The organism is Kitasatospora cinereorecta (assembly GCF_024172095.1).
GTDB classification, from domain to species: domain Bacteria; phylum Actinomycetota; class Actinomycetes; order Streptomycetales; family Streptomycetaceae; genus Kitasatospora; species Kitasatospora cinereorecta.
The window spans coordinates 320,674-339,919 of the sequence record NZ_JAMZDX010000002.1; the positions used below are offsets into that span (position 1 = coordinate 320,674).

The 19,246-nt window shown below is 75.2% G+C and carries 18 protein-coding genes; 7 read left to right on the forward strand and 11 right to left on the reverse strand.

The window, feature by feature from the left end:
• Positions 1 to 10 precede the first annotated feature (10 nt).
• The gene (locus FHR36_RS08375) at positions 11 to 406 is read right to left on the reverse strand and encodes a cupin domain-containing protein (protein WP_253795309.1); all 396 of its coding nucleotides are present in this window, start codon (positions 404 to 406) and stop codon (positions 11 to 13) included.
• A gap of 52 nt (positions 407 to 458) precedes the next feature.
• On the opposite strand from FHR36_RS08375, the gene FHR36_RS08380 reads away from it, so the two are divergent.
• The gene (locus tag FHR36_RS08380) at positions 459 to 1,469 is read left to right on the forward strand and encodes a GlxA family transcriptional regulator (RefSeq protein ID WP_253795311.1); all 1,011 of its coding nucleotides are present in this window, start codon (positions 459 to 461) and stop codon (positions 1,467 to 1,469) included.
• Here FHR36_RS08380 and FHR36_RS08385 read toward each other — a convergent pair.
• Complete coding sequence (locus FHR36_RS08385; protein ID WP_253795313.1) at positions 1,462 to 3,069, reverse strand: CocE/NonD family hydrolase; 1,608 nt, start codon at positions 3,067 to 3,069, stop codon at positions 1,462 to 1,464. The genes FHR36_RS08380 and FHR36_RS08385 overlap by 8 nt on opposite strands.
• 205 nt (positions 3,070 to 3,274) lie before the next feature.
• On the opposite strand from FHR36_RS08385, the gene ggt reads away from it, so the two are divergent.
• The 3 genes from ggt (at position 3,275) to FHR36_RS08400 (ending at position 6,781) form a co-directional block, all read left to right on the forward strand.
• Positions 3,275 to 5,062 (forward strand): gamma-glutamyltransferase, encoded by a 1,788-nt coding sequence (gene ggt / locus FHR36_RS08390; RefSeq protein ID WP_253795315.1) that lies wholly within the window; start codon positions 3,275 to 3,277, stop codon positions 5,060 to 5,062.
• A gap of 173 nt (positions 5,063 to 5,235) precedes the next feature.
• Positions 5,236 to 6,039: an exodeoxyribonuclease III gene (locus FHR36_RS08395; RefSeq protein WP_253795317.1), complete on the forward strand. Its 804-nt coding sequence runs from the start codon at positions 5,236 to 5,238 to the stop codon at positions 6,037 to 6,039.
• Positions 6,040 to 6,202: 163 nt separating this feature from the next.
• A complete protein-coding gene (locus tag FHR36_RS08400; RefSeq protein ID WP_253795319.1) occupies positions 6,203 to 6,781 on the forward strand; it encodes a GVDTG sorting domain-containing protein in 579 nt (192 codons plus the stop codon).
• A gap of 42 nt (positions 6,782 to 6,823) precedes the next feature.
• On the opposite strand, the gene FHR36_RS08405 is transcribed toward FHR36_RS08400, so the two are convergent.
• A complete protein-coding gene (locus tag FHR36_RS08405) occupies positions 6,824 to 7,528 on the reverse strand; it encodes a lysoplasmalogenase (protein ID WP_253795320.1) in 705 nt (234 codons plus the stop codon).
• Positions 7,525 to 8,385 (reverse strand): sterol desaturase family protein, encoded by an 861-nt coding sequence (locus tag FHR36_RS08410; protein WP_253795321.1) that lies wholly within the window; start codon positions 8,383 to 8,385, stop codon positions 7,525 to 7,527. The genes FHR36_RS08405 and FHR36_RS08410 overlap by 4 nt, the downstream gene beginning before the upstream one ends.
• Before the next feature lie 140 nt (positions 8,386 to 8,525).
• Between FHR36_RS08410 and FHR36_RS08415 the strand changes: the two genes are divergently transcribed.
• Positions 8,526 to 9,935, forward strand: coding sequence for a DUF2398 family protein (locus FHR36_RS08415; RefSeq protein WP_253795322.1), 1,410 nt, complete (start codon positions 8,526 to 8,528; stop codon positions 9,933 to 9,935).
• Here the strand turns inward: FHR36_RS08415 and FHR36_RS08420 are convergent.
• The 4 genes from FHR36_RS08420 to FHR36_RS08435 form a co-directional block, all read right to left on the reverse strand.
• On the reverse strand, positions 9,932 to 10,159 hold the full coding sequence (locus FHR36_RS08420; protein ID WP_253795323.1) for a cold-shock protein: 228 nt from the start codon (positions 10,157 to 10,159) through the stop codon (positions 9,932 to 9,934). The two genes, FHR36_RS08415 and FHR36_RS08420, sit on opposite strands and share 4 nt — an antisense overlap.
• Before the next feature lie 52 nt (positions 10,160 to 10,211).
• On the reverse strand, positions 10,212 to 10,421 hold the full coding sequence (locus tag FHR36_RS08425) for a hypothetical protein (protein WP_253795324.1): 210 nt from the start codon (positions 10,419 to 10,421) through the stop codon (positions 10,212 to 10,214).
• Between the two features lie 303 nt (positions 10,422 to 10,724).
• Positions 10,725 to 11,351, reverse strand: coding sequence for a TetR/AcrR family transcriptional regulator (locus FHR36_RS08430; protein WP_253795325.1), 627 nt, complete (start codon positions 11,349 to 11,351; stop codon positions 10,725 to 10,727).
• A gap of 79 nt (positions 11,352 to 11,430) precedes the next feature.
• Entirely contained in the window at positions 11,431 to 12,342 is a 912-nt protein-coding gene (locus FHR36_RS08435) for an acyl-CoA thioesterase (RefSeq protein WP_253795327.1), read from the reverse strand.
• Positions 12,343 to 12,405: 63 nt separating this feature from the next.
• Between FHR36_RS08435 and FHR36_RS08440 the strand changes: the two genes are divergently transcribed.
• Both FHR36_RS08440 and FHR36_RS08445 read left to right on the forward strand, forming a co-directional pair.
• The gene (locus tag FHR36_RS08440; protein ID WP_253795329.1) at positions 12,406 to 13,758 is read left to right on the forward strand and encodes an SWIM zinc finger family protein; all 1,353 of its coding nucleotides are present in this window, start codon (positions 12,406 to 12,408) and stop codon (positions 13,756 to 13,758) included.
• Positions 13,755 to 16,331: a DUF7824 domain-containing protein gene (locus FHR36_RS08445; protein WP_253795331.1), complete on the forward strand. Its 2,577-nt coding sequence runs from the start codon at positions 13,755 to 13,757 to the stop codon at positions 16,329 to 16,331. Before FHR36_RS08440 ends, FHR36_RS08445 begins: the two co-directional genes overlap by 4 nt.
• Before the next feature lie 36 nt (positions 16,332 to 16,367).
• On the opposite strand, the gene FHR36_RS08450 is transcribed toward FHR36_RS08445, so the two are convergent.
• The 3 genes from FHR36_RS08450 to FHR36_RS08460 form a co-directional block, all read right to left on the reverse strand.
• The gene (locus FHR36_RS08450; protein ID WP_425558172.1) at positions 16,368 to 17,681 is read right to left on the reverse strand and encodes an MBL fold metallo-hydrolase; all 1,314 of its coding nucleotides are present in this window, start codon (positions 17,679 to 17,681) and stop codon (positions 16,368 to 16,370) included.
• Positions 17,682 to 17,932: 251 nt separating this feature from the next.
• Positions 17,933 to 18,388: a MaoC family dehydratase gene (locus FHR36_RS08455; RefSeq protein ID WP_253795333.1), complete on the reverse strand. Its 456-nt coding sequence runs from the start codon at positions 18,386 to 18,388 to the stop codon at positions 17,933 to 17,935.
• A gap of 97 nt (positions 18,389 to 18,485) precedes the next feature.
• Entirely contained in the window at positions 18,486 to 18,923 is a 438-nt protein-coding gene (locus tag FHR36_RS08460; protein ID WP_253795335.1) for a pyridoxamine 5'-phosphate oxidase family protein, read from the reverse strand.
• Positions 18,924 to 19,246 lie beyond the last annotated feature (323 nt).

Genomic DNA, 19,246 nt, shown 5'->3' on the forward strand with positions numbered 1-19,246 from the left:
CCGCCGGGCCTCAGCCGTCGAGCGGATGCCCGGTGGTGGCGTCGACGTGGTCGGGGACGGGGGCGTGGCGGTCGCCGACGGTCGACGTGCCGGTGGGTTCGAACATCAGGATCGCCGCGCCGTCCGCGGCGGACGGCCGGTGCTCGGTGCCGCGCGGGACGGTGAACACCGAGCCGCGCGGCAGCACGACGGTGCGCTCCCCGGCGCTCTCGCGCAGGGCGATGGACAGCTCGCCCGCCAGGACGAGGAAGAACTCGTCGGTGTCCTCGTGCGTGTGCCAGACGTGCTCGCCCCGCACCTTGGCGATCCGGACGTCGTAGTCGTTGACCCGGGTGACGATCCGCGGGCTCCACAGGGCGTCGAAGGAGGCGAGGGCCTCGTCGAGGGAGAGGGGCTGGTGGCTCATGCGATCCATCGTCCGGCCCCGGCGCCGCTCGTACGAGTGCTAGAAATGGCGGATGTCGCAAGGATCCTCGCAGCCCCGGCCCCGGCCCCGGCCCCGGCCCGCCGCCCCGCACCGGGTGGTGGTGATCGTCGACGAGAACTCCAACCCGTTCGAGCTGGGCTGCGCCACCGAGGTCTTCGGTCTGGACCGGCCGGAGATCGGCCGCCGGCTGTACGACTTCCGGCTGTGCGCGCCGGAGCCGGGCATCCGGATGCGGGACGGCTTCTTCACCCTCGGCGGGGTGGCCGACCTGTCGGCCGTCGAGCACGCGGACACCGTGATCGTCCCCAACCGGCCGGACACCGAGGTGCCTCGGCGCCCGGCGGTGCTGGCGGCGATCCGCCGGGCGCACGGGCGCGGCGCCCGGCTGATCGGCTTCTGCAGCGGGGCGTTCACCCTGGCCGAGGCCGGGGTGCTGGACGGCCGGCGGGCCACCGCCCACTGGCAGTGGGCCGAGGAGTTCCGGGCCCGCTTCCCGGCCGTCCGCCTGGAGCCCGACGTGCTGTTCGTCGACGACGGCGACATCCTCACCGCGGCGGGCAGCGCCGCCGCCCTGGACCTCGGGCTGCACGTGGTGCGCCGCGACCACGGCGCGGAGGTGGCGAACGCGGTCAGCCGACGGCTGGTGTTCGCCGCGCACCGGGACGGCGGTCAGAAGCAGTTCGTCGAGCGGCCGGTCCCGAAGCTGCGGGACGAGTCGCTGGCACCGCTGCTGGCGTGGGCGCAGGAGCGGCTGGACCGCCCGCTCACCGTGGCCGGGCTGGCCGAGCGGGCGGCGGTCAGTCCGGCCACCCTGCACCGTCGGTTCCGGGCTCAGCTGGGCACCACCCCGCTGGCCTGGCTGACCGGCGAGCGGATCGCGCTGGCCTGCCGCCTGATCGAGCGCGGCGAGGCCCGGTTCGAGGTGGTGGCCCGTCACAGCGGACTGGGCACGGCGGCGAACCTGCGTGCCCTGATCACCCGCGAGACGGGCCTGAGCCCCTCCGCCTACCGGCGCCGGTTCGGCCCGGCGGCCGTCACCTGAGCGGGACGGAGATCCAGGACGGGTCGCCGGCCGGGCTGCCGAAGGTGAGGCCGGCGAAGGCCGGGTTGTGGGTGATGTAGAGCGGGTCGACGGTGTCCACCACCAGCGCCAGCCGGTGCCCGGCGGGCACGTCGTAGGCGGTGGCCTGGAGTCGGAAGTCCGCTGTGAAGGCCTGCCCGGGGGTGCGGTCGAGGAAGGTGTACGGCGCGTGACCGACCAGCCTGCCCACGCCGAGCGCGTCCACGTCGTACAGGTAGGCGATCAGGCTGCCGCGTTCGGCGGTCGGGGTCACCCCGAGGTGGACCCGGACCGCGCCGCGGATCCGCTGGGCGGAGCCGTACGGGTCGGACTGCCAGACCGCGGCGACCGGGCGGGGCAGCAGCGGGACGGAGACAGTCGGCGGCAGCTTGAGGAACTGCTCGGCCAGGTTGGAGAGGAAGACGATGCCGCCGTCGGCGCCGGAGTCGACGCCGGTGGCGACGGTGGTGTGCCAGCCGGTGTCGCTGCCCGGCTGCAAGGAGCCGGTGCCCAGCCAGTCGCGTCCGCCGAGGCCGAGCGTGGCGTGGCTGCCGGCGACGGCGGCCCAGCTGGGGTAGTCCTCGTAGCCGTCCTGGAGCTGGGGCAGCAGATGGACCGGCAGGGCGCGGTCGATGCCGTTGTCGACGCCCTTGAGGTAGTGGTCGAGCCAGGCCCGGGTGTCGGTCCAGACGTCGTTCGGCAGCCCGGCCAGACCGGTGGCCTCGGCGGTGGCGTGGTCGCCGGGGCGCAGTTCCAGCCGCTTGGGCACCGTCAGCTTCTCGTAGAAGGAGGTCAGCTGATTCGGCGGGAAGATCGAGTCGCCCCAGGCATTGGCCAGCATCACGGCCGGACCGTTGGCGTTGATCCGGTCGAGGTAGGTGGCGGCCGAGCGTTCGGCCGCCCAGGCGCGCAGCTTGGGCTCGTTGGCGTAGTCGCTGCCGAAGAAGGAGGTCAGCTCCTCCTGCAGCTCGGAACCCGGACGGCCGGTCAGGTAGCCGGCCACCGCGAGGACCCCGGCCGACTGGAGGTGCTGGGTCTCGTCGCTGAACAGCGAATCCGCCAGGTCGGCCCAGCCGCTGAGCGCGGCGACCGCCTTGATCCGCGGGTCGGCGGCGGAGCCGAGCAGGCTGATCCCGGCGCCGTAGGAGATGCCGGCCAGGCCGATCCGGTCCGGGTCGGCGCTGGTGTGGGCGAGCGCCCAGTCGATCACCCGGGAGAGGTCGGCGGTGTCCGGCGGCCCGGCCACCTCGATCCGGCCACCGGAGCCCCAGAACCCGCGCGGGGTGTAGGAGACCACCACGTAGCCGGCCTCGGCGAAGCGTTTCGCCTGGGCCAGGTACTCCAGGTCGTTGAGCGACCATGAGCTGGGCAGGACGAGCAGCGGGTGGCGGATCGCACCGTCGCCGGGCTCGTACACATTGCCCTTGAGGACGACGCCGTCCGACCCGGGGATGTCGGTGAAGCGCAGCGAGGCGGCTGAAGTGGCCGCGGCGGCCCGGTCGGTGGGGGAGAGGGCGAGCGGGGCGGCGGTGAGCAGGGCGGTGGCCAGCGCGAGCGCGGCGGCACGGCGGCGAATGGGCATGGGGGTGCTCCAGGGGGGGGGCGGCCGATGGGTGGGGGTGTGGCGCCGGTACTGGACGGTAGCTTGTTGGACGGCGTGTCAGTAACTCGTCGGCGGGTTGCGGAGCGATAACGAAACTACCCGCCGGTAGTGGCCGGAGGTCCTGTTGTCGGGTCCCCGGCGACTGTGGGACAACAGGGAGCTGACGCCGCCTCAGGAGGTCCGCATGCGCTTGCCGGCCAGACTCGTCCCGACGCTCGCCCTCGCCACCGCGCTGATCTGCGCCGCCGTCGCCCCGGCCCACGCCTCCCCGGCGCCACCGCCCAAGACCCCCGAGGCGATCGGCTACGGCGGCGCGGTCTCCAGCGTGGACGCCGACGCCACCGCCGCCGGGATCGAGGTGCTGCGCCGTGGCGGCAACGCCGTCGACGCCGCGGTGGCCACCGCCGCCGCGCTCGGGGTGACCGAGCCGTACTCGGCCGGCATCGGCGGAGGCGGCTACTTCGTCCACTACGACGCCCGCACCGGCCGGGTCTCCACCCTGGACGGCCGGGAGACCGCCTCGCACACCGCCGACCAGAACCTCTTCCTGGAGAACGGTGTCCCGCTGCCGTTCAACGACGCGGTCACCAGCGGACTGTCGATCGGTGTCCCCGGCACCGCCGCCACCTGGGAGCAGGCGCTGCGGCTGTGGGGCACCCGCTCGCTCGCCGACAGCCTGCGGCCCGCCGAGCGGATCGCCGAGCACGGCTTCACGGTCGACCAGACCTTCCGCGACCAGACCGTCGCCAACCAGGACCGGTTCAAGGACTTCCCGGCCACCCGGGCGCTCTTCCTCCCCGGCGGCCAGGCACCCGCCGTCGGCAGCACCCTGCGCAACCCGGACCTGGCCGCCACCTACCGCGAGCTCGGCCGGCGCGGCACCGACGCCCTCTACCGCGGCCCGATCGGCGCCGACATCGTCCGCACCCTCCAGCACCCGCCGGTCGACCCGGCGTCAGGACGCCTGGCCCGCCCCGGCAAGGTGGACGCCAGGGACCTGGCCGACTACCGGGTGATCCGGCGCGAGCCCACCCATGTCGACTACCGCGGCTACGACGTCTACGCGATGGCGCCGTCCTCCTCCGGTGGCACCACCGTCGGCGAGGCGCTCGGCATCATGTCCCACGGCGGCGACCTCACCGACCCGGTCGCCTACGACCACCGCTTCCTGGAGGCCAGCCGGATCGCCTTCGCCGACCGCAACCGCTGGGTGGGCGACCCGGCGTTCACCGCGGTGCCGACCGACCGGCTGCTCTCCCCGGCCTTCACCGCCGCCCGGGCCTGCCTGGTCAGCCCCGACCACGCGCTGACCAGTCCGCTCGCCCCCGGCGACCCGTACCACCCCGCCCCCTGCGCCTCCACCGGGCCGGCCCAGCCCGAGCCGTACGAGGGGCAGAGCACCACCCACCTGACCGTCGCCGACCGCTGGGGCGACCTGGTCTCGTACACCCTCACCATCGAGCAGACCGGCGGCAGCGGCATCACCGTGCCGGGCCGCGGCTTCCTGCTCAACAACGAGCTGACCGACTTCTCCTTCGCCCCGATCGTCCCCGGCGTCCCGGACCCCAACCTGCCCGGGCCCGGCAAGCGGCCGCGCTCCTCGATGGCGCCGACCGTGGTGCTGCGCGACGGCAAGCCCTTCCTGGCGACCGGCTCGCCCGGCGGCGCCACCATCATCACCACCGTGCTGCAGGTGCTCACCGGCCGGCTCGACCGGGGGCTGAGCCTGGAACAGGCCATCGCCGCCCCGCGGGCCAGCCAGCGCAACAGCGCCGCCACCCAGGCCGAGCCCGGGTTCCTCGCGCTGCCCGAGCGGGCGGAGCTGGAGGCGATGGGGCACGTGTTCGCGTCGACGCCCGAGATCGGCGCCGCGACCGGTGTCGAACGGCTGCCGGACGGCCGCTGGCTGGCCGCCGCCGAACCGGTGCGGCGCGGCGGCGGCGCGGCCGCGGTGGTCCGCGCCGGGCGCTGACGGCCGACGGCGGGCGTTCGGGCCGGCGTTTGGGGCCGGCGGGTGCTCGGCGACGGTTCGGGCGGGAGCGCCGGTCGCCCCGGGTTGTCGGTGCCTGGCGGTATGTTCGGGGTGGGCGGGCCCGCGGGCGCGCCCACCCGTCCGCACCGTCCGACTCGGGAAGGCCGCCCGCCGTGACCGTCCGCATCGCCACCTGGAACATCAACTCCGTCACCGCCCGGCTGCCCAAGCTGCTGGAGTGGCTGGAGGGCGCCCGGCCCGACGTGCTCTGCCTCCAGGAACTCAAGTGCAGCACCGACGCCTTCCCGTACAACGCGGTGGCCGAGCTGGGCTACGAGACCGCCGCGCACGGCACCGGCCGCTGGAACGGGGTGGCCATCGTCTCCCGTCTCGGCCTGGAGGACGTCGTCCGCGACCTGCCGGATCAGCCCGGCTTCCTGGCCGACGACGCGATGCTGCCGGTGGTCGAGCCGCGGGCGATCGGCGCCACCTGCGGCCCGCTGCGGGTCTGGTCGGTCTACGTCCCCAACGGCCGCGAGGTCGGCCACGCCCACTACGGCTACAAGCTGCAGTGGCTGGAGACCCTGCGGGACACCGTCCGGGAGGACGCCGCCGCCGCCCGCCCGTTCGCCGTGCTCGGCGACTACAACATCGCCCCGACCGACGAGGACGTCTACGACCTCGCCGCCTTCGAGGGCCAGACCCATGTCACCGAGCCCGAGCGCGCCGCCCTCGCCGCCCTCCGCGAGACCGGCCTGCAGGACGTCATGCCCCGCCCGCTCAAGTACGACCGGCCGTACACCTACTGGGACTACCGCCAGCTCTGCTTCCCGAAGAACCGCGGCATGCGGATCGACCTCACCTACGGCAACAAGGCCTTCGCCGACGCGGTGACCGACGCCTACGTCGACCGCGAGGCCCGCAAGGGCAAGGGCACCTCCGACCACGCCCCGGTCGTCACCGACCTGGACCTCTGAGCTGCCCGTTCGGCGGTTGCGCTCCGTGACCGGCGGCCCCGAACGGCCGTGTGGAGTGGCCGGGCGGGGTGGCGCTGCCTAGCGTGTCCGGTGACTGGGTGTAGTGGTTCGATCACGTGGACGACGGCGTCCGCCGCTGCACCGGAGAACCTGGAGGTACGGCATGCGCCGCGCGCGTACGGCTGCCGCCGCCCTGCTGGGTGCCACCACCCTGCTCGGGCTCGCCGCCACCACCGCCACCACCGCGTCCGCGAAGGACACCGAGCCGGCCTGGGTCAGCCCGGCCGAGGCCGAGCCGGGTCAGTCCGTCTCGGTCAGTGTCACCTGCGAGACCAGCTCGGAGAAGACCGTCACCGCCGCCTCGCAGGCCTTCGTCGGCGGCTCGACCACGCTGACCGTCGGGCCGGACGGCAAGTACACCGGCTCGGCGAAGGTGGTTGCCAAGGAGGACCTGACCGCCGCCCTGGTCAGGAAGCTCACCAAGGACTCCTCGTGGGGGATCGACGGCAAGTGCCCCAACGGTGACACCTTCGCCGGCGCGGTCTCCGTCGCCGCGGCGGCCGCGGCCGCGGTCGGGGGCGCGGGCGCAGGCCCGGCGGAGCAGCCGGGCACCCCGCACGGCGGCGTGAACACCGGCGTCGGCGGCTCCGTCGCCACCGACGGCCGTCAGCTCGTGGTCGGCGGTGCGCTGGTCGCGGCGGGGGTGGGCGGGTTCTGGATGCTCAGGCGTCGCGAGGCGTAAAGCTGTTCAGGGGTGCGAGGAACTGCGCGCCCGGCCATGCACTCACGCAGTCATTGGCTGGGCGCGCAGTTCCGCGCGCCCCTCAGCGGTGACCCCGTCAAGTTCCTTGTGCGCCAGCAGGCCGCTCGCCAGCAGGTACTGGGCGGCGATGTAGGTCGACATGATCATCAGCTCGTGCCCCGGCAGTTCCTTCCAGCCGGCCAGCTGCGTGGCGATCAGAGTGTCCGAGAGCAGGAAGAGCGCGCCGCCGAGGCCGGTCCGCCAGTTGAGGCCGGCGGAGGTGACGGCGGTGGAGGCGAGCAGCAGGCTGTAGCCGGCGACCGGGACCTTGAGGTCGCCGAGGCCGGGCCAGAGCTGACCCATCATGGTGGCCCAGGCGGTCGCGTACGCGGCGCCGACGAGCAGTGCCTTCCGCCGGTCGGAGAGCGCCCCCTCCTGGACGAACATCGTCACGTAGCAGACGTGCGCCGCCGCGAAGGATCCCATCCCGGCGAGGAAGGCGGTGTCGCCGCCGACCTGGAGCAGGACGTCGCCGCCGGTGCTGGCGACCAGGGCGGGCGCGAGCAGCTTGGGGGCCTTGCGGGAGGCGGCCAGGCTCTGCGCGGCCAGCAGCGGCATCAGGGCCGGCTTGGTGGCGCGCTGCAGGGTGGTGACGCCGGTGGCGATCGCCCCGAGGTGGGCGGCCGAGGTGGCGGCGAAGCCGGCCAGCAGGCCGCGGGCGGTCTTGACGCGACGGGTGAGGTTCATGCGACGGTGCCCTCCGGGCGGTCGGTGCGGACGGGCTGCCAGCCGGGGCCCTTGGTGAGGTGCCGGACGCGGTCGCCCCAGGTGCGGGCGCCGGCCACGTCCCGGGCGATCGCGGCGTACTCGTGGGTGGCGACCCGCAGCGGATTGTGGGTGGTGATGTTCTTGGTCAGACCGAAGACGGGCCGGTCGGTCTCCGGGGTGAAGCTGCCGAACATCCGGTCGAAGAGGATCAGGATCCCGCCGAAGTTGCGGTCCAGGTAGCCGCCCTGGGAGGCGTGGTGGACCCGGTGGTGGGACGGGGTGTTGAGGACGTACTCGATCGGGCGGGCCAGCCGGTCGATCCGCTCGGTGTGGATCCAGAACTGGTAGACCAGGTTGACCGAGGAGCAGAAGGCGAGGGCCGCGGGGTGCACCCCGGCCAGCACCATCGGGACGTAGAACACCCAGCTGGTGGCCCCGGTCCAGGGCTGGCGCAGCGCGGTGGAGAGGTTGTAGTGCCGGCTGGAGTGGTGCACCACGTGCGAGGCCCACAGGATCCGGACCACGTGGTGGCCGCGGTGCTGCCAGTAGTAGCAGAAGTCCTGGGCCAGCAGCATCAGCGGAACGGTCCACCACAGCACCGGCACCCGCAGCGGCGTCAGCTCGTACAGGGCGGAGTAGGCCAGTGCGATCGGGATCTTCCAGCCGGCGTCGAAGAACAGCGAGCCGAGGCCCATGCCGAGGCTGGTCGCGGTGTCCTTGGCGGCGTAGCCCTGCTCCTCGTCGTCCGGGTGGAAGCGGTAGGAGACCATCTCCACGACCGTGAGCAGCACGAAGGCCGGTATCGACCACAGCACCACGTCGGGCAGATTCGGCATGCTCAGGACGATAGGGGACGCCGGGCGGCGGGCGGAAGAGGGGGGTTACCGGCGCGTAGGCAAGGGTTCGGTGGAATTCGGCCCGACGAGTCGGAGCCAGGGCCCGGGCGGGCCGACCACCGTCTAGTCTGGTGGGCGACATGGAGCGGCACGAGTACGCGTCCGGCGCCCCGGCGGGGCCCGGCCGCACGGGGATCGGGCGCGCGGGCGGGGCGGGGCGGCTCGTCGCCCCTGCGCCGGCCGGGCTGTACCCGCAGGCCGAACTCCTGGCCGGGCGGTTCGCCGAGGCGGGGCCGGACGCGGCCCACGAGCTGTTCACCGCCGCCTTCGGCCTCTACGGCGCCCGGCACCTGGGCGGTGCGCCGGACCGTTCCTGTGCCTTCTCGCCCCGGGTCAGCTGGTGGCACGGCCCGAGCGCGTACCTGACCGCGGCCCTGCGCACCCGGCCGCCCGGCTACCGCCGGATCCGCCGCGACGCGCCCCCGGCCGCCCAGGGCGGCGCCGCCACCGCCGGGCGCCACCGCAAGCCCGAGCGCTCACCGGCCGCCGGCCATCCGGCGGCCGCCGCCGAGCGCCGCACCGCCGCCCGGCTGCTGCTGGCCCAGCCGCTGGTCACTGCGGCCGGGCCGCACCGCGCGGGCTTCCCGCTGATCCGCCGGCACGCCGGCTGGCTGGCCGAGCGGTTCCGTGAGCTGCTCGGCTACGAGCTGACGGTCGGCCCCGGCTGGGCCCGGCTGCGCAAGGCCCCGCTGTCCGACCGCGGTCTGACCGGCTACGGCCCGGCCGGCTACGCCGAGCTGGCGCTGGCGCTCGGCGCGCTGGCCGACGGCCGCGCCGCCGAGGTGGAGCGGCCGGAGGTGCGGCGGGTGCTGACCGACTGGCAGGTGCTCGCCGCCGACGGGGAGGCCGACCGCGAGCTGGCGGTGGCGCTGGCCGCGCCAGCCGTCGAGGTTGCCGCCGGGCCCGGGCTGACGGTCCGTCGGCTGCTGGCCGAGACCCCGGTGGTGCTGGTGGACGAACTCGCCCCGGCGGAACGGGACTGGCTGCTCGGCCGGCTGGCCGCCGAGGCCGAGCTGTTCGCGGACTTCCTCGGTCTGGAGGCGGAGGTGCGGGCCGAGGGCATGGCGCTGCTCGACCCGGCGGACGAGCTGACCGACCTGGCCCTGCCCGGCACCGGCACGCTGGCGCAGGCCGCCCTGCTGCTGGCCGAGCGGCTGGTGGAGGAGCTGCGTCCGCTGCCGGAGGAGGCCGCGCCGCCGGCCGTCCTGGTGCCGGACGCACTGATAGACGGCGCGCTCGGCGACATCACCGACGACTACGGCCTGCGGGCCGGCTGGGAGCCCGGCTACCTGGCCGACCTGACCGCGTTCCGGCGCGACGCGCTGGACCTGCTGTGCCGGATGGGCCTGACCGCCCGGGCTGGCCGGGCCTGGGTGCTGCGGGCCCCGGCCGCCCGGTACGCCCCCGAGCTGGAGCAGCCCGCCCAGGGCTCGGGCCGCCACTCGAGGCCGGCCGCGCCGGGCCAGGCCCGGGCCCGCCAGTCGGTCTAGTGCCGTCGCGAGGGCTCCGGCGGCAGCGCCCGGACGTGCTCGGCGACCGGGCGGTACTCCTGGACCGTCTCGTCGTACTCCACGCGCTGGCCCTCGTGCAGCAGGCGGTCCTCGCTGCCGATGATCGAGTCGTAGTAGACCGCGACCTCGGGGCCGCCCCCGTCGGGGGTGATGTAGCCGTATGCGTGGTGGATGTTGAACCACTTCACGGTGCCGGTGGACATGGCGCCACTCCTTCCCACGGCCGATCACCTGAAGTATCGGCCGGATGGGTGTTCAGCGCGCGGTGGAACTCGCGGTGACGGCGGTGCCGCCGCGGACGGTCTCCACGGTGGCGCCGACCCCGAAGGTGCCGAGCGCGACGGAGGCGGCGACCGCCGCGCAGGCGAGGACGCGGCGGTGGCGCTGCGGCAGCGGGAAGCGCGGCTTCTGCGGGGTCGGCCGGGCCGACGGGGTCGGCGGGGTCGCCGACGGCTGGACGTTCATGCTGATGAGGTTTCCAGTGAGGTGTTAAACGATCACGACGGGCGGGTGAAGTCTGGGCGGGATCTCGGCATCGGGATGCCCGCCGCGGCATCGTCGCAGGTCGGGGCGGGACGCGGTGGCCAGCTTGCCACCGATCGTGCTGAGTGTGTCAGGTCGGTCGCGTCCGGTGACCGGCCCCGGGAGCGGCGTTCGGCCGGGCGGGACACGGCATCCGTCGTGCCCGAACGGTCAGCGGCAACCGGTGCGGGTTCACTCGAACGAGGGTGGGCGATCGGCGTAGCGGTGGCCGTCCGTCGTACCGGGTCAGCCGACCGGCGTGGTCTCGTACGGCAGCAGGACCAGGCGCACCATGTCCTCCAGCCGCCGGCGGGCGTCGTCCAGCGTGGTGCGGCCGGTCACCCAGGCGGTGAGCTCGCCCTGCCACGCGTGGCCGACGATGTGCTGCACCAGGTCGCCGGAGGCGGGCGGCACCTCGGACATCAGCGTCCGCAGCGCCGCGCCGTCGGCCCGGGCCATGCCCTGCAGCGCCTCGCTGGCGAACGGGTCGGTGGAGGTGGCCACCGCCACCCGCAGCCGGGCCAGTTCGGGCTGCCGCTGGTAGGCGCGCATGCCGTGGCGGACGAACCGGACCATCCGCTCGGTGGGCGAGGCGGTGGTCCGCGGGCCGCGCAGTTCGGCCACCAGGTCGGCCAGCAGCAGCCGGTGCCAGTCGGCGATCGCCGCGGCCAGCAGGTGGTCCTTGGAGGAGAAGTACCGGTAGGCGGTGCCTAGGGCCACGCCGGAGCGCTCCGACACCTGCTTCATCTGGAGTCTCTCGACGCCGATCTCGGTCACCAGACCGAGGGCGGCCGACAGGAGACTCCCGCGGCGTTCGAGCTGACGGGGCGACATCGCCTCCACCGGACGAGGTGACAGGTCAACCTTGGTCACCCGTCCCATGATACGGGCCGGGTGCTCGGCGCGGTATGACGCCTGGCAGCGGGCGCCCGGCGCGGGCCGGGCGCAGGCCTCAGGCCCGGGGCCGTTCGCGCACGAGCGTCTCCTGCACCGCGGAGGCGACCAGGTGGCCGTCCCGGTCGTAGAACTCACCCATCGCCAGCCCGCGGCCGTCCGACGCGGACGGGCTGCGCTGGGCGAACAGCAGCCACTCGTCGGCGCGGAACGGGCGGTGGAACCACATCGCGTGGTCCAGCGAGGCGAGCAGCGCCCGGTTGGGCTCGGTCCGCTGCACCATGTGCGGCTGGAGGTGCAGCGCGGTGGTGGAGGCCAGCGTCAGGTCGGAGAGGTAGGTGAGCGCGCAGACCTGGAGCAGCGGGTCGTCGGGCAGCGGGGTGCCGGTCCGCAGCCAGACGAACTGCTGCGGGACGCCCGGCAGTTCACGGGGCATCCCGGGCGCGTCGGCCGGGATGAAGCGCATCTCCATGCTGCGGAAGATGGTCGCCCGGGCGTAGTCCTCCGGCGCCGACCTCTCCCACGCGACGAACGGGTCGGCCAGGTCCTCCGGGCCCGGCACCGGCGGCATGGTGCGCTGGCGCTCGGTCGCGGCCTCCGGCTTCTTGAACGAAGCGGAGAGGGTGAAGATCGCCTCGCCGCGCTGGAGCGCGGTGACCCGGCGGGTGGCGTACGAGGAGCCGTCGCGCACCCGGTCGACCTGGTAGACGATCGGCCGGGTCGGGTCGCCCGGGCGCAGGAAGTAGCCGTGCAGCGAGTGCACCAGGCGCTCGCGCGGGATGGTCCGGCCGGCGGCGGTCAGCGCCTGCGCGGCGACCTGCCCGCCGAAGGCCCGCATCGGGGCGCCCGCGTGGCAGGTGCCCCGGAACAGGTTCTCGTCCAGCTCCTCGATCCGGAGCAGCTCGACGAACTCCGCGATGCTGCTCTTTTCGGGGTTCTGCTCTGCCATGGCGTCGTTCACGCCCGACATTCTAGAACAGGTTCCAGCAGCGCCGACGGGGGGATGTCGGTGCCGGCCCCTACGGTCACCGACATGACGCAAGCCGTACAGACGTACGCCTATCTCCGTCCGTCCGCCGTGCTGGACGGCGCCGCGGGACGCAGCTTGGCGCTCGCCACCTCCGGCGGCTCGACCCCGGCCGGGGAGGTGGCCAACCCGCGCTTCTTCGCCGGGTTCCTGACCGCCCCCGCGCCGGCCGCCGCCGCCCTGCTCGCGGTCGCCGACGTCGCGGCCGCCCGCTACTACCAGCCGCTGCTGCGCGCCTCGCTCGACCCGGTGGTCACGGCCAACGGCGACCGGCTGCGGTTCGAGTCCTTCTCCGGCTGCTGCGGCGTGTACGCCCGCCTCGACGTGCTGGCCGACGGCCTGGACGGCGACGAGATCGGCCACGGCACCACCAACGTCGACGTCAACAACCCGCTCCGGGAGAGCCTGAGCCTGATCGGCTCCACCGACCCGCTGCACCTCGCGGTCGGGCCGGACGCCCTGGAGGTCACCACCCTCGACGGCCCGGTGGTGGAGAAGAAGGTCCCGCTGCCGGACCGCTGGCTGCGCGGCTTCGCCGAGACCCAGGTCATCGGCGCCGGGCTCGACCTGCGCGCCGAACTGCCCGCCGCCGAGGCCGTCCGCTTCCTGCGCTCGCTGCCGCGCGGCGGCCGCACCACCGTCGCCTGGGTCGTCCCGGCCGGGCGCACCCTGCGGCCCACCACCCGCCCGGTGCCCGGCGCGGTCTGCCTGCCCGGCCCCGAGCGGCTGGTCGCCCTCCAGCGCGTGCTGCGCCACGCGGTGGCGCTGCGGGTCTACGGCCCGCCGAATGCGACCGCGCCCACCGCCTCGGCCTGGGAGGTGGTCCTGCCGGGCATGCGGCTGACCCTCACCCTCTCCCCGGACGCCGCCCGCGGCTTCTCCGGCGAGGGCGGGGTGCTGACCGCGCTCGCCGCCGAGGGCTCCGCCGCCGACGCCGAGCTGGTCGCCGTGCTGCTCGCCTGGGAGCCCCGGATCGACCCGGCCGAACTGGCCGAGCAGGCCGGGATCAGCCTCGCCCGGGTGCGCGCCGCGCTCGGCCGGCTCGGCACCTCCGGCCAGATCGGCTACGACACCGCCGAGGCCGCCTACTTCCACCGCCGGCTGCCGTACGACTCGGAGCGGGCCGAGGCCCGCAACCCGCGGCTGACCGCGGCCCGGGCACTGGTGGCGGCCGGGGCCGTCCGACAGGAGGGGGAACTGGCGACCGTGACCGTCGACGACCACGTCCAGCGGGTGCGCCGGGGCGCCGACGGCGCCCACACCTGCACCTGCCTGTGGTGGGCCAAGTACCGCGGCGGACGCGGACCCTGCAAGCACGTCCTGGCAGTGGGCCTGGCCCGCGGGGAGGAGACCCGATGAGCGTGGTGGAACACGTCCGGAGCGGGAACGTCCCGGCCCTTGCCCGGGAACTGGCGCCGCTGACCGCCGCCGAACGCCGGGAGCTGCTGCCCGGACTGAAGCAGCTGCGCAAGGAGCTGCGGGACAGCTGGAGTTCGCGGGCCGGCGCCTGGTCCTGCCTGATGGTGGCCGGCGCGGTCTGCCACAGCGCGCCCTCGGGCGCCGCGGCCTGGCTGGGCGGCCGCGAGTTCGAGGACATCTCCGCCTGGCGGCACGCCCGGCTGCGCGAACTGCTGGACGACCGGCCCGCCGAGTGGCAGGCCGCCGTGGCCGAGCGGCTGGCCGAGCGGCGCCCCAACCGCTGGGGGACGGACGAGCGGCTGCACCTGGTCGAGTACCTGGTGCACCGCAGCGGCTGCCCGGTGCCGACCTCCGACGGGTTCGTGCTGCACTGGGCCCGGGACCGGGGCCGGCCGGGACCGCGTCCCGAGGTGCCCCGGCCGCTGCCGGTCGGCACCGACCTGTACGTCCGGCTGCTGGCCGACCCCTGGACACCCGTCCTGGCGCCCCGGCTGTTCGAGGTGGCCGAGGCCGCCGAGCAACTGGCCGGCCCCTGGGCGGCCCGCGACGACGGCCGGAAGTGGCCCGCCGTGCTCGCCGAGCTGGCCGAGGCCGGCGTGCTGGACAGGGCCGACCTGATCGACCGCTGCCTGGCCCGGCTGCTGCGCGGCGGCCGGGCGAACGAACTGCGGGTCTTCCAGACCGTGCTGAAGGCCCTCGCCCCGACCGCGGCGGAGAACACCGCCCGCGTCCGCACGTACCTGGCCCTGCTGGACGGCCCCTCCCCGATCGCCGGCGAGGCCCAGCAGGTGCTGATCGGGCTGGACGCGACGGACCTGCTCGCCGAGGCCTCGCAGACCGTGCTCTTCCGCACCGAGAAGAAACTGGTCCGGGCCCAGCTCGGCTGGCTCGACCGGACCGCCCGGGCGGGTGCCCGGGCCGGCGACGGCGGCGAACGGGCCGGCGAGGTCGTCCTGGCCGCCGCGGCCGCGCTCGGCCACCCCGACCGCGCGCTGCAGGAGGCCGCACTGAAGGTGATCGCCCGTCACCTGCCGGCCGCCGGCGAGGCCGTGCTGCCCGAGCTGCGGCTGGCCGCCGAAGCCCTCGACCCCGCCCACCATGCCCGTGCCGCCGACCTGTTCGGCGCCGCCCCGGCCGCGGCCGAGGAGTACCGGGAGCAGCTGCCGGTGGTGGCACCCCGGCCCGTCCCGGCGCCGCCGGCGAGCCCCGAGGAGACCGCCGAGGAGCTCGCCGCGGTGCTGGCCGGCGACGACGGCCTGGTCCCGTTCGAACGGACGCTGGACGCGCTGGTACGGCACAGCTTCCAGAACCGGGAGGCCCTCGCCCGGGCGCTGGAGCCGGTGCTGCGGGTCGGCGCGCGCACCGAGCTGTACACGGTGGGCGAGGCCGTCTGCGGCCGGATCCCGGCCCACCAGGCCTGGGCCGCCGTCCAGGGACGCCAGAACTGGTTCCGCCACCACTGGACGACCTCCTTCGACCACCAGCGGGCCGCCCGGCTGGAGGAGGCGGTCTGGCGGATCGTGGTCCGTCCGGTCCCGTTCCTGCTCGCCATCCCGACCGACGCCACCGGCGCGATCGACCCGGCCGCCCTGGTCGACCGGCTCACCCGCTACGAGGAGGCCGGCCTCGGGCCCGGCCCGGCCGACCTGGCGCAGGCCCTGCTCCGCGTCGCGCCGACCACCGACCCCGCGGTGCTCGCCGCGGCCGGCCGGCTCGAGTCGCCCGAGGGCGAGCGGCTGGCCCACTGGCTGCGCACCGGCGGGCTGCCCCGCCAGACCTCCGAGCCGGTCACCGCCGACCGGCGCGACTGGCGTGGCGGCCGGATCCGGACCATGCGCCAGCCCGGCGTGGTCGCGGAGCCCGCGCTGCCCGCCGACGCCGCCTGCCTCGTCGGCCCGCCGGAGAAGCTCCGGCTGCGGGACTCCTGGTGGTCGCCGCAGCCGGCCGAGCACTGGCTCGGCACCCTGCCCGGCCACCGCGAGGAGCTGGCCGCCCGGCTGCTCCGCTGCTTCGCCGAGGTCGAGGAGCGCGGGGCCCAGCAGGTGCTGCCGCAGCTCGCCGAGGCCGCCGGCCCGGCCGGGCCGGCCGTCCACCTCGCGGTCGGCTACGGGCTGGCCGCCCGCCACGTCGACGACCGCACCGCCGCGGTGGACGCCCTGCTGGTGCTCGCCGCCCGGGGCGACCTGGACGCGGCGCTGCTCGGCGCCGAACTCGGCGAGCTGGTCCGCGCCGGCCTGGCGAAGACCACCCGGATCGCCGCCGCGCTGCGCTCCGCCGCCGACACCGGCGCGTACCGGACCGTCTGGGGCGTGCTGGCCGTCCTGCTGCCGGTCGCGCTGACCGACCGGGCGCCGCGCGGCGCCGCCGAACTGCTCGCCCTGGCGGTCGACTGCGTCCGGCGCTGCGGCGCGCGCGGGCCGGTCGCCGAGGTGACGGCGGCGGCCGGCCGGGGCGGCAGCTCGCGCCTGGTGCAGGAGGCGCGCGCGCTGGACCACCTGCTGGCGGGCTGTTGACGCGTCGGCTCGGACAGCGGCGGCGCGGACCGGGGCTCAGACCGCGATGCCGCCGCCGTCCACGGACTTCCGGCCGTTCGGGTCCGGGGGCGGGGAGGCGGCCGGGCGGGGCTCGGCGGCGTCCGGTCCGGAGTCGGCGCCCGCCGCCTGCGGGTCGGCAGGCGTGCGGTCGGCGGGCTCGAGGTCGACCGGCTGGGTGGCCGGCTCGGCGAACTCCTCGGGCACCAGCAGCTCCTCGCCGCTCGGCAGCGCCGCGACCGCGCGCCACCACAGCTTGACCGCGGGCGGATCGACCGGCTCGAACGGCTTGCCCGGCCGGGGCATCACCAGGGTGGCGTCCAGCGCCTTCGCCGCCCTGACGGTCCGCTCGGCCGGCTCCTCCCAGGGGTGCGGGGCCAGGTTGAAGGTGCCCCAGTGGATCGGCAGCATCACCCGGCCGCCCAGCTCCAGGTGCGCCCGGACACCCTCCTCGGGGGTCATGTGCACCTCGGGCCAGAACGCGCTGTACGCGCCGACCTGCATCATCGTCGCGTCGAACGGCCCGAACCGGCGGCCGATCTCGGCGAAGCCCGGGAACCAGCCGGAGTCGCCGCTGTGGAAGACCCGGTGCTGCTCACCGACCACCACCCAGGACGCCCACAGGTAGCGGGTGCTGGTCCGCGGGCCGCGGCTGCAGTAGTGCCGGGCCGGCGTCGCGGTCAGCGTCAGGTCGGCCACCTCGGCCGACTCCCACCAGTCCAGCTCGACGATCCGGGCGGTCGGGATGCCCCAGTGCTCCAGGTGCGCGCCGACCCCGAGCGGGACGGCGAAGAACGTCCCCGGGTGGTCCAGCGCCCGGACGGTGTCCATGTCCAGGTGGTCGTAGTGGTCGTGCGAGATCACCACCACGTCCACCGGGCCCAGTTCGCCCAGCGGCATCGGCATCGGGTGCATCCGCTTCGGACCGGTCCACGGGAACGGCGAGCAGCGCTCGCTCCACACCGGGTCGAACAGCACCCGGCGGCCGTCCAGTTCGGCCAGCACGGTGGCGTGGCCCAGCCAGGTCAGCCGCAGCCCGGACTCCGGCGGGTGGGCCAGCTCCATCGGCAGCAGCCGGTGCAGCGGGATCGCCGCGGCCGGCTCGCGCCGCCCCCGGGCGGTGGTCAGCTGAGCCCGGGTGATCTCCAGCGGGGTCTTCTCGTACACCAGCCGGCGGGTCGGCACCGGATTGCGGAAGGCGCCGTCGACGAAGTGCGGCGAGTTCCTGACCCGGTGCAGCCGGTAGCCCTTGGGGTCGGCCCCGAAGGCGTCCGTGCGGACCCGGTGCCAGGTCTCCCGGGGGAGGGTCCGGAAGCGCTTGGCGTCCCGGATGTTGAGGGCGACTTCGGCGGCCAGTCCGCCCGCGCGGTAGAGCCAGGAGACGGGGCTGGGCACGGCACCTCCACGGTCGTCGGCATGCCGAGGCGCGCACGGCCACGGGTGGGGGGCACCCGTTGCCGCACGACAACCATCTCACCCGGACATTACCGGGCATATCGGGCATTGACCCGCCGGAACATGCCACGCCACGCCGGACGGACCGGCGGTGGACGGGAGGGGGAGGCCAGGTAGGGGAGCCGGCGTCAGGCGGCGTAGAAGCGGGTGATCGTCTCCGCGACGCAGTGCGGCTTGGCGCTGCCCTCGCTGGTGATGGTGAAACGCACCAGCGCCTGCACCCCGCCCGGCACCTCGTCCGCCTTCAGCAGCTCGGCCGTCGCCCGCACCGCGGTGCCCACCGGCACCGGGGCCGGGAAGCGGACCTTCTCCGAGCCGTAGTTCAGCGCCATCCGGACGCCCTCGACGCCGTAGCACTCCTTCGCCAGCACCGGGATCAGCGACAGCGTCAGGTAGCCGTGCGCGATCGTGCCGCCGAACGGGCTCTCCTTGGCCCGCGCCGGGTCGACGTGGATCCACTGGTGGTCACCGGTCGCCTCGGCGAACAGGTCCACCCGCTCCTGCTCGATGGTGTGCCACTCGCTGGTACCGAGCTCGGTGCCGACGGCGGCGGTCAACTCGGCGAGGGAGGCGAAGGTCGTCACGGTGCGCTCCAGGGAGAAGGGGTGCTCGGGCGGGCCGGTACCGTCCGCAGGGCCGGGGCCGACCTCCGGGAGAGTATGCCTACTCGCCGGTCACCTGTCAGGAGGGCTCCGGGCCGACACCGGCCGGCGCCGCGTCCAGCCGCCGCCCGCCGATCAGCTCCGGGGTGAGCACCGCGTACACCGGGGTCTGCCCGCCCACCCACGGCCGCGGGCCGTCGCGCAGCAGCTCCGCCAGCTCGGCGCGGTCGCGGACCAGCTCGGTGCGGCCGTGCACCAGGACGCTCCAGCCCGCGCGGTGCTCCGGGTCCAGCAGGTCGGCCTGGAAGGCGGCCACCGTGCCGTCCAGCGCACGGGCGGTGGTGGAGTCCGAGCGCAGCGCCAGCACCAGCCGGCCGTCCGGGGCCACCCGGAACGCCACCGGCAGCACCGCGGGCAGCGCGTGCTCGGTGTACACCACGCGCCCGAGCGGCACCGTCCCGAGCAGGCGGCGGCACTCCGCCTCGCTCAGGGTCTCCACACGCTGGTCAGGATCCATACGCCGATGGTGCAACGCGGGGCGGGGGAGGGGTAGGGCCCATGGTCCCGGAGCGGGGCCGCTGTCGCGGGGGCTGGGGGAGGGGGCGGGGAATGGATGGTGCGACGCGGGGCGGGGGAGGGGTGGGGGCCGATGGTCTCGGAGCGGGGCCGCTGCCGCGGGGGCTGGGGGAGGGGGCGGGGAGTGGATGGTGCGACGCGGGTGGGGGCGGGGGAGCGGCGGCTCCGGCGTGGGGGCGGGGTGGTGGGGGCGCGTTCTGTCCAGGGTCCCTGAGCTGGGGGAATCCGGGGGAATCGGCTCCGGAGGGCGGGGGTGCGGCGCTA